We start from the raw sequence: 9,297 nt of genomic DNA, 5'->3' as shown, positions 1-9,297 counted from the left end.
CTTGACACCAACCCGCTGACCACAACGGCGGGCTAAGATTCTCAGCACTGACGACCGCTGGTTCTGGGCCGGGTCCTCCAAGGCACTCATTGGAGACCCACCCATGGACCCGTTCGAGCTTCCCGACGACATCACCACCCTCGGCGACGATGAGCTGTCCGCTCTCCTGGAGGGGGCCGTCGAGGCCTTCGACACCCGGAGCACCAGCAGCGTCATCACCCCGAAGGATCTGGAGCAGATCCGGACCCTCGCGGCCGGTGTCGAGAACATCCGTACCGAGCAGGCCGCCCGCCACGAGGCAGCCACCCAGGCCGCGGCCGAGATCGACGCCCTTGCGGCCCAGGTACGCGGAGGCGACCCGGAACCGGAGCCCGCCGCCGAGATCACCGAGCCCGCCGAGTCGGCCGAGCCCGTGGCCGCCGACCCCGAGCCGGAGCCCCAGGTGGCGACTGCCTCCCTCGTCTCGCGCCCGGCCCTGGACCTCTCCGGGGTGCGGCGCCGTCAGCCGCGCGTCCTGCCCCCGCCGCCGGCACCGACGACCCACATCACGGCGGCCGTCGACGTCCCCGGCTACACCCCGGGCGCGGCCCTGAACTTCGACGACGTCGTGCGCGGCATCAACTCCCGCGCGACCGCGCTCAAGACCGCCGGGGGCGGCGTCGGGCAGGTCATCAGCTATCGTCACCCGTACCCGCAGGAGACGATCGTCACCGACTCCTCGTCGGCGCCCGAGGGCACCACCGTCGCAATGACGGCCTCCCAGCAGTCCCGCCTTCCCCAAGGCAACCTGGTCGCGTCCGGCGGCTGGTGCGCCCCGTCCGAGACCTTGTACGAGCTGACGGACACCTCCTGCCCGGACATGCTGTGGGACGCCCCGGAGATCCAGCTCGCCCGCGGCGGGCTGCGCTACTACAAGCCCCTCTCCCTAGACGTCAGCGCCATGACGTGGGTCCACACCGAGGCCGACGACATCGCCGGCAACACCAAGCCGTGCTTCCGCATCCCCTGCCCCGACCCCGTCGAGGTCCGCTGTGACGCCGTCGGCGTGTGCCTGGAGGCAGGCATTCTGACAGCCCGCCACTTCCCGGAGCTCATCGGCTGGTACCTGCGCAACAGCATGGTCGCGCACGAAATCCGCATCCGGCAGCAGCTGTTCCAGCAGGCCCTCAACTCCGCAACCCCGGTCACCGTCCCGGCCACCATGGGCGCCCTGTCCGCCGTGTACGCGGCCGTCGCGCTCCAGGCCGCCGACATCATCGAGCGCCACAGCCTGTGCGAGACCACTGCCCTCGAAGTGGTCTTCCCCTGGTGGAGCCGGAACCTGTTCCTGGCAGACCTGGCCCGCCGCAACGGCGTCTCCATCGACCAGGTGACCACCTCCCAGATCCAGGACCTGTTCACCCCACTCGGTGTCCGTATCCAGTGGGCGCGCGGCCTGGCCCCGGCCGTCCCCACCGACATCGGCGCCCCCACCCCGGCCCTGGACTGGCCGGAGACCCTCAACTTCCTGATCTACCCGGCCGGTGGCCTCGTCATCGGCCGGGGCGAAGAGGTAAACCTGGGGGTAATTCACGACAGTTCGAAATTCAGTACGAACGACTTCACCGCCCTCTTTGCAGAAGAGTGCGTAGCGCTCGTTGACAGGTCGGTCGACACCCGCGTCGTGACCGTTCCTGTATGTCCGACGGGTGAGACCGGCGGCCAGACGGTCCTCGCCTGCCCCATCGCCTGATCCCACATCCCCCCCGAGAAGCAGACGGGCCCGGTGACCTAACACCGAGCCCGTCAGCCCCCACCCGAGGAGGTGAGGCAGTGCTATATGCCCTACTGGACGCGCTTCCAGGTACGGCTGTGGACGACATCCCGGATGGCCTGAGGTTTGACGCCGAACTCAGCAGCCAGGGAAGCGATGTTGCTGTCGTGCTGATTGGTACCCGGGATGTATCGCGCCCGGATATCCCTCACCTTCGCGGGGTCGAGGCGGGCCCGGCCGTTGCCCTGCCCGTGGGCGCCGCGCCCCTTCGTGTCCCTGTCCCGGCTGTTGTCCGCTGGGCTGCCCTCCCACAGGTGTGTTGGCTCGACGCAAGGCGGGTTGTCGCAGGTGTGGCAGGCGTGCGTAGCGCGTTTCATCGGCCGCCCCAGGTTGTGGGCGACGACGACCCGCGTAATTCGGGTGCTCGCCTTACCCGCCACGCTGGCAATCGGGTATCCGTAGGCGTCGATGGAAAACACGCCGTGTGCCTCACGGCATCCCGTGACCGGGTCCGGCTCGATGGCCATGACCAGGGCGAGAATGTCCTCGGCGCTGCGGTTGTACCGGTAGCGGCGACCCGTAGGGTCGGCGTCCCCATTGCGGCGGCTCCAGGCGTAGCAGTCCACGCACCAGCCAAGATGCGTGGCGCCCTCCCCGCACCATTCGACCCTGCACGCCTTGCCCTTGTTCGCTTGGTGGAACGCGCGGGCCGCAGGGTCGTTCCCGCGCTGCGCCCGCTGGTAGCAGCGGTCACACAGGTCCGTGCTGCCGGCACGGGCGCGACGGCCACACTTCGGCGTTGTGCACACAGGGCGCGTCGGATTGTTGCGGCGGCGCCACTGGTAGCAGTACCGGATGTGCGCGCCGCCCTTGAGCCGGTTGTCGAGTTCAGCTGGCTTGGCGCAGACCTCACAGCTGCTGGCGGGTGTCGTAGTGTCGGCCATGGCCGGACTCCTTCTAGTCAAGGATTCGGTCAGGGTCGGCGGCGTGTGGAGCGCCGTCGGCCCACTCACCAGGTACAACGTCCGGCAACTAACGGGCGGTTCCGCCTGGTTGGGGTGATTCGCGATGACCGCTGGGCTGCGTAGCTATGTGGAGGCGATCCCGGGCACCCCGCTGCCGCATGGCGTCTTGGGCGCCTCGTGTACGACCGTCACCGACGTCACCGAGGACCGCATTCACGAGCTGAACGGCGTGGAGTGGCTGGCGTTGGGCTGCTGCCCTGTACGAGACTGGGTTGACCCGTGCGGCGCTGATCCCGAGGAGTCCCCGGGGCCCCCGGCGCAGAAAGAGTTCTGCCGCCCCACCATCGAGCACGCCGCGCCCATCACCGTGTACGCGGGTGCGGAGTGCTCCACCCTGGGCTGGACGTATGAGGAGGCCCGCGCCCACGCGGAGGCATCCCTGGCCCTGGGTGAACAGCAGGCCCTGGAGGCTGCGTTCTGGCGGGACAAGCTGGCTATGGACGCCGTCGACCTCACCCCAGCCGAGGGCCCAGTTCACATCGCGCAGGGCATTGCCGCCCTGGAGGGGTGTCTCGCGGAGTCTTATGGCGGGGTGGGCACCATCCACGTCCCGGCCGGAGCCGCGGCCCTGCTGAGCTGCTGCAACATCGTCCGCGAGGACCCGGAAACCGGGGCGCTGCGCACCCTGGCCGGGAACTGCGCCGTGATCGGTGCCGGGTACAGCGCGATGAACACCGGCCCCGGGAACATCCCGGCCGAGCCCGGCACCGCGTGGCTGTACATCACCGGCCCCCTCGTCATCCGCTGCGGCCCGGTCGACACCATCCCAGACCGGCCCGGCGCGTCCATCAACATCCGCAACAACGACCGCAGGGTGCTGGTCGAGCGCACCTTTGTGGTCGGCACGACATGCACCGTGTGCGCAGTGCAGATTCAGGTGTGCCCATGAGCAGCGACGTGATCCAGATCCAGCCGAACCGGGCGCAGCGCCGTCCGTTCGCCCAGTGGGCGGTCGCCCAGACACCCAAGTTGCGCACCGTCGGAACCAACACGTTCGCCGTCCCGGCTGCACTGTTCGCCGAAGCGCCGGAGGACATCCTCATCGGTGCCCTGGTCGACGGCCACCGGTACGTATCCCCGGACGAGGACGCCGCGTTGGGGCGGCCCGGACCGGGCGCCGGCGAACTGCTGGGCGTGGCCACCCCCGAAGGGTTCACCGCCTCCGCCCCGGCCGCGGCCGTCGAGGCGGCGCTGACCGAGCACCAGGCCACCCCCGGCGATGCGCTGCAAGAGGTCCCGGCAACCGCGTACGCCACAGAGACCGTCCCGCTCGACCCGCCGAGCAGCGACCGAAGCTACTCCACTCCCGGCGACGAGGAACACCCCGACCAGGAGGGTCCCGGGCCGTACCCGTGCCCGCTGTGTACCCGCGACTTCACCACTGTGCGCGGCCGGGACTCCCACCGCCGCCAGGTCCACCCGGAGGCGTAATGCCCGTCGAGCCCATCCCGTGCCAGACCGGAGGCGGCGACACACCCGTCGAGGTCACCACGTGCTGCTCCCCGTCGATCGCCTCAACAGCCCTGTGCCGCCCGGACGGTACGGCAGTGCTCGTCGTCGTGCAGTCCGGGTGCGCCGAGTGCGGGCAGGACGCAGGGGCCCCGGAGGCCGTGGGCTGGATCGACACCAGCACCGGCACCTTCACCCCCGGTGCGCCACCAGCCGATGCCGGGCCGTGCGAGACGCTCAACGGGTGCGAGGAGCCAACGCAGCCGGTCGCGATGACCGGCCTGTGCCTTGCGGACGGCACCCCGATCTCCGTGGTCGTCACCCGCGATTGCGCGGGCACCGTCACCCAGGAGGGATGGCTCAACCTCACCACCGGGGCATGGGCCACCGGTGCGCCGCCGGCCGGGACGATCGCGTGCGGCGACTCCCGCAGCATCCAGGTGTCCGGGACGTTCTGCGACGTCGACCCGGCCAGCGGGGACGTCCTCGGCCTGGTCCTCGTCGAGTACTCCTACGCCGCTGACGGTTCGATCGCCGGCGTGCGCCTGGTCGACGCGGTCACCGGGGACACGTACACCCCGCAGGGCGAGGTGACGACGTGCCCGGCCGGGGTCGAGCAGCCGGAGCGGGACGTGGTTCAGCTCTGCGACGTGCAGGCGGACGGCACCGTGACCCCGATCATCCGCGACTTTGCCCGGGATGAGACCGGGCAGATCACCGGCCACGCGGACTACGACGTCGACGGCGCGCCGTACACCCCGGCGGGCACGGTCGGGGTGTGCCCGGCAGAGTCGACATGCCAGGACTGCACCACGCAGGTCCTGTGTGACACCGACATCATGCCCCCGGCCACCATCGCCGGGACGGCCGCGTCCGGGAAGCTGTCCAACGGCGTCGCCTGGACGGCGACAGGCCCCTCGGCGCTCCCGCCGAACCAGCAGGGCGACGGCGCGGCCTGGTGGGGCCTGGCACTCTTCCCCAACCCGAGCCTGCCACTCACCACGTTCAAGTTCGACCAGCCCGTCACGGCCGAGTTCAGCGTCCTGATGGTCCACTCGACCGGCACCGGGGCCAAAGAGAACACAGCCCAACTCCCGGCCGGGGCACATCCCCTCAGCCTGCCGCCCGGCTACACCTACGACCCGGCCACCAGCATCCTGAGCGTGGACCCCACCCTCACGGCCTGCGCCCCTCTCACCGCCCCTACCCGCGCGAACAGCGCCCGCTTCCGCGTCACCGGAGTGTCATCCCTCGCGCTCCAGTACCTGGGCACGAAGAGCGTCCTCACCGCCTGCGCGAAGATCGGCAACTGGCTGTTCGGCGCCGTAGACGTCTCCCTGGGCGGGCAGTTCCTCCGCACGGTGTGCCGGGACTGCTCCGGCACCACCACCACCGTCACAGACACCCTCCTGGACGGCCTCACCCCGTACACCCCGGCCGGCACGGTCGGCGTGTGCCACCCGCCCGAGGCCGAGCCGTGCGCATCCACGGTGTCGACGCTGCGCCTGTGCGACCTCAACCCGAACGTCGAGCCGGACGAGGACGGCAAGCGCTGCGCCCTGCCGTTCCTCAGGCACCTGATTCACGACTGCACCGGCGCCCTGGTCGAGACCCGCGACACCGCCATGGACGGCACCACGCCGTACACCCCGGTCGAGGTCGTCGACTGTGGGAGCGGCGGCGTGCCCGCCCTGTCCGAACTCCTGTGGCCGCAGACCGGCATTGCCGAGGACCCCGCCGGGGTAGCGCGGCAGGACTTCATTTACACCGTCACCAATCCGGAGACCAGCGAGGTCGCCCGGGTCAAACTGCACGCGAGCAGCGCCTCGCCCGGCGGGTGCGGCACGTACGACCCGGCGAACCCCGTCTTCAACAACCCGACGACGTACACGCTCACCCTGGACGCCGTAGCCCAGGAGATGAGTACGTTCAGGCTGGACCTGCTGGACTTCGACACGTTCGAGGGCGTCACAGGGCTCAACCCGATCCCGTCCCGTGTCGAGGGCGATGTCACCTGGACCGGGTCGACGATCAGGGCGAACCAGAACGACATCACCGCCTACGTCTACTTCGACAGCCCGCCCGCGCAGATCAGCTACCGGTACGGCAACACCGGCGGCGGACGGGCGTGCACGGCTGTCCGCTTCCAGGGCATGACGCTTGTGCCGGACGGCTGCTGTGGCTGCGGCAGCGGCGGCAGCACGCCGGAGCAGCGGGTGGACGTCGAGGCCGAACTCCTGTGTATCCGCGACGAGGCCACCGGCGACGTCCTCGGTCAGGTCGTCGTCGAGCGGGTCTACGACGACCAGACCGGCGACCGCATGGAGCAGCGCCTCACCGACCCGACGACCGGCGACCCGGTCGAGCTGCCGGCCGGGGCTGTCCTGGCACGCTGCCCGTCCCCGGACCGCATCACGCGGCAGATCTGCGTAGTCGCGACCGGGACGGCCGAGTTTCTGACCAACGCCGGTAACGCGACGGCGGGGCGGGATGCTGACTGGCAGTGGGCTCCGGACCTCTCCGGTACCTGGTACCCGATGTACGAGGTCGCCCCGAACACGCTGTGGACCGTCACTGACCCCGCACCGAATCCGGCGCATTGGGTGTCCCCGCACGCGAACAAGGGCGTCTGCTCCCCGAACCTCGCCGCGGCCCCTCACGTGACCGCGACCTGGTACACCCGCGCCTCCTGGAACCTGCCCTCGGACGTCGACCCGGAGACGATCCGGATCGCCGCGACGGTCCTCAACGCGGACAACGACGTCGTGCAGTGGCGGCTCAACGCTGGTGAGTGGCAGCCGGTCGGCGGCGGAGGGTTCACCCCACCGGCCTGGAGCATCCCGCCGACCGCCGTTCCTGGTGGCCGGGCTGGGCAGAACGAGGTCATCGTTCAGATCCTGGAGACACAGCCGCCGTCCTCGGTGCCGTGCCCGAACGGCAACCAGGCCGGGATGATCCTCCACGTCGTAGCGACGTACGACCACGAGCCGCGCGTCTGGACGCAGGTCATCGAGGACGGCCGGGTCTACTACCTCGACGAGAACGGCGACCGCCAGGAGAAGATCCCCGACGGCGACCGCATCGTTCCTTGCGGCGGTGGTGGCGGGGAGTGCTGCCCGCAGCCCGAGTGCCGGAACGCCTCCACGCTCCTGCTGTGCGACATCCCGACAGACGGCACACCGGGCCCGACGGTCACCGACACCGTGCCCACCCCGTACTACCCGTACCCGACCGGCCTGCCCATGACCGGCGCACAGGCCCTGTGGGACGGAGGCGCCCTCACCCTCCCGCCGGGCACCGGACCGCAGCCCGGCACGACCGGCACCGTGCGCACCCTCGCCGCGAAGGTCCAGGCCCCGCGCCCCGCGTGCGACACCGGGACGGCTCACGTGACGGTGTCGGTCCGCGCCGACCAGCTCGGCCCGGACACCGGATGCGCCATCACCGGCGCCGTGCGCCTCTTCAACGGCTCGGCGCCGGTCGCTACCGTCCTCCCGCCCAATGACGCCAAGGTCGGCTGGTCGGGCACACTCACCGTGGAGGCGGACGTCCCGGCCGCCGACCTGGCCGCCGGGAACATCACCTTCTTCATCGCGCTCGACACCTACGACGACTCGCCGCAGGCCTGCCCCGGCAACCCGCGTAAGACGTCTTGGAAGCTCTCCGGGGTCACTGCGGCCGTCGACTACGAACAGGCCGGTTGCGCACCGCAGTTCCTCCGCACCGTCACCGTGGACTGCGAGGGTGCCATCATCGCCGTCACGGACACCACTCTCGACGGCGCCCCGTACACGGTCACCGGAGAGGTCGGCGAGTGCACGACCAGCGGCGGCGATTGCTGCCCGACGGAGGCGTGCCGCGACACCAGCACGGTCCTGCTGTGCGACCTTGACCCGGAGTGCCAGGCCGGCATCGAGCCGACCGCGACGGACGAGCCGAACCCGGCCAGCTTCAACAACTGGCGACCGGGGAGCACGCCGACCTGGTGCCACCTGGACACGCCGGGGCAAGGCGCACCGGTATGGACCGGCGGGTCCGTCGTGCTGGGCCCCGACACAAAATGCGCGACCAGCTCGGGCGGTGACACGCACCGCGTGATCGGTGTCCACCTCGCGGCCGGATCTCCGTCGCTCACGGGCACCGTGGACGTGACGGTGTCGCTGCGGGTCACGAACAATGGGCCGCACGCCGGCTACATGGGTGACGGCATGTTCGCGCTGTGGGACGCGTCCGCCGGGCAGTCCCGCATCAAATACGTCAGCGTGCCCACGTCCGCTCCGGTCGGTGCGGTCTACACCCTGACCCTGACCGCGGCCGTCCCGGCGGCGGCGCTCGCGGCCGGTGACATCGTCGCGGTCCTGGACCTGGAGACGTACCACGGCGCCGGGCCCAAGGCGTGGAAGGTCGACGAGTTCAAGTGGTCGGCGGAGATCCCTGCGATCGAGTGCGAGAGCCAGTTCCTGCGCACGATCGTCAAGGACTGCGCCACCGGAGCCACCGTGTCGGTCGTCGACACCACCCTGGACGGCGAGCCGTACGAGGTGACCGGCGACGTCGGCCAGTGCACCCCGGCCAACGACGGGGGAACACCGCAGCCAGACCCATGCCAGGCCACCAACGTGATCGAGGCGTGCCGGTGCGACGACACCGACGGCGACGGCGTACCGGACACCGACTACATCGAGCTCCTGGCCGTCGACTGCGAAGGCGCCCTCACGAGCATCGGCACGTACACGCCGGACCTCTCCGCCCCCTACACCCCGGTCGCACCCGTGCCGTGCGAGACGGAAGGCGCACCGTCAGCCACGGGTGTACAGGCGCGCCGCGTCGAGCTCGCCGCGGGCGAGACATGGGACGTGCTCGCCTGGCCGACGCTCCAGTCCGTCACGGCCGTCGCCCGAGGCACCGGCGAGATCACGACCGCCGACGGCACATCCAGCCTCGTGGCCGGGGAAAGCGTCACCTGGTCCGTGGTTCGGGACGATGACGCGCTGCTCACCGGTCCACTCGTGATCACCGCCGACACTGGCACGGTCACCCTGTCCTTCACGACAGGGGTGACCCTCTGAT

The 9,297-nt window shown here is 70.4% G+C and carries 5 protein-coding genes; 4 read left to right on the top strand and 1 reads right to left on the bottom strand.

Annotated features, from left to right (window positions below; translation table 11 throughout):
* Positions 1-103 precede the first annotated feature (103 nt).
* Positions 104-1,732 carry a major capsid protein gene (locus ACFVT1_RS36330; RefSeq protein WP_389803775.1) on the top strand — a complete coding sequence of 543 codons (1,629 nt, stop codon included), beginning with the start codon at positions 104-106 and terminating at the stop codon, positions 1,730-1,732.
* Between the two features lie 92 nt (positions 1,733-1,824).
* Here ACFVT1_RS36330 and ACFVT1_RS36325 read toward each other — a convergent pair whose 3' ends face one another.
* On the bottom strand, positions 1,825-2,697 hold the full coding sequence (locus ACFVT1_RS36325) for a hypothetical protein (protein WP_389803773.1): 873 nt from the start codon (positions 2,695-2,697) through the stop codon (positions 1,825-1,827).
* Positions 2,698-2,821: 124 nt separating this feature from the next.
* Here ACFVT1_RS36325 and ACFVT1_RS36320 point away from each other — a divergent pair, with 124 nt between their 5' ends.
* The 3 genes from ACFVT1_RS36320 to ACFVT1_RS36310 are packed head-to-tail and all read left to right on the top strand — an operon-like array spanning position 2,822 to position 9,296.
* Positions 2,822-3,667, top strand: a complete 846-nt coding sequence (locus ACFVT1_RS36320; RefSeq protein ID WP_389803771.1) for a cupin — start codon at positions 2,822-2,824, stop codon at positions 3,665-3,667.
* Positions 3,664-4,209 carry a hypothetical protein gene (locus ACFVT1_RS36315; protein ID WP_389803768.1) on the top strand — a complete coding sequence of 182 codons (546 nt, stop codon included), beginning with the start codon at positions 3,664-3,666 and terminating at the stop codon, positions 4,207-4,209. The genes ACFVT1_RS36320 and ACFVT1_RS36315 overlap by 4 nt, the downstream gene beginning before the upstream one ends.
* The gene (locus tag ACFVT1_RS36310) at positions 4,209-9,296 is read left to right on the top strand and encodes a hypothetical protein (RefSeq protein ID WP_389803765.1); all 5,088 of its coding nucleotides are present in this window, start codon (positions 4,209-4,211) and stop codon (positions 9,294-9,296) included. Before ACFVT1_RS36315 ends, ACFVT1_RS36310 begins: the two co-directional genes overlap by 1 nt.
* Position 9,297 lies beyond the last annotated feature (1 nt).

It is taken from the genome of Streptomyces sp. NPDC057963 (genome assembly GCF_042887155.1).
Lineage (GTDB): Bacteria > Actinomycetota > Actinomycetes > Streptomycetales > Streptomycetaceae > Streptomyces.
Note: the sequence above shows the minus strand (reverse complement) of the source record. Positions and strands in the feature narration are given on the sequence as shown.

Coding starts and splice junctions, on each gene's coding strand:
- ACFVT1_RS36330 (WP_389803775.1), top strand. CDS start 104: ATGGACCCGTTCGAGCTTCCCGACGACATCACCACCCTCGGCGACGAT.
- ACFVT1_RS36310 (WP_389803765.1), top strand. CDS start 4,209: ATGCCCGTCGAGCCCATCCCGTGCCAGACCGGAGGCGGCGACACACCC.
- ACFVT1_RS36315 (WP_389803768.1), top strand. CDS start 3,664: ATGAGCAGCGACGTGATCCAGATCCAGCCGAACCGGGCGCAGCGCCGT.
- ACFVT1_RS36325 (WP_389803773.1), bottom strand. CDS start 2,697: ATGGCCGACACTACGACACCCGCCAGCAGCTGTGAGGTCTGCGCCAAG.
- ACFVT1_RS36320 (WP_389803771.1), top strand. CDS start 2,822: ATGACCGCTGGGCTGCGTAGCTATGTGGAGGCGATCCCGGGCACCCCG.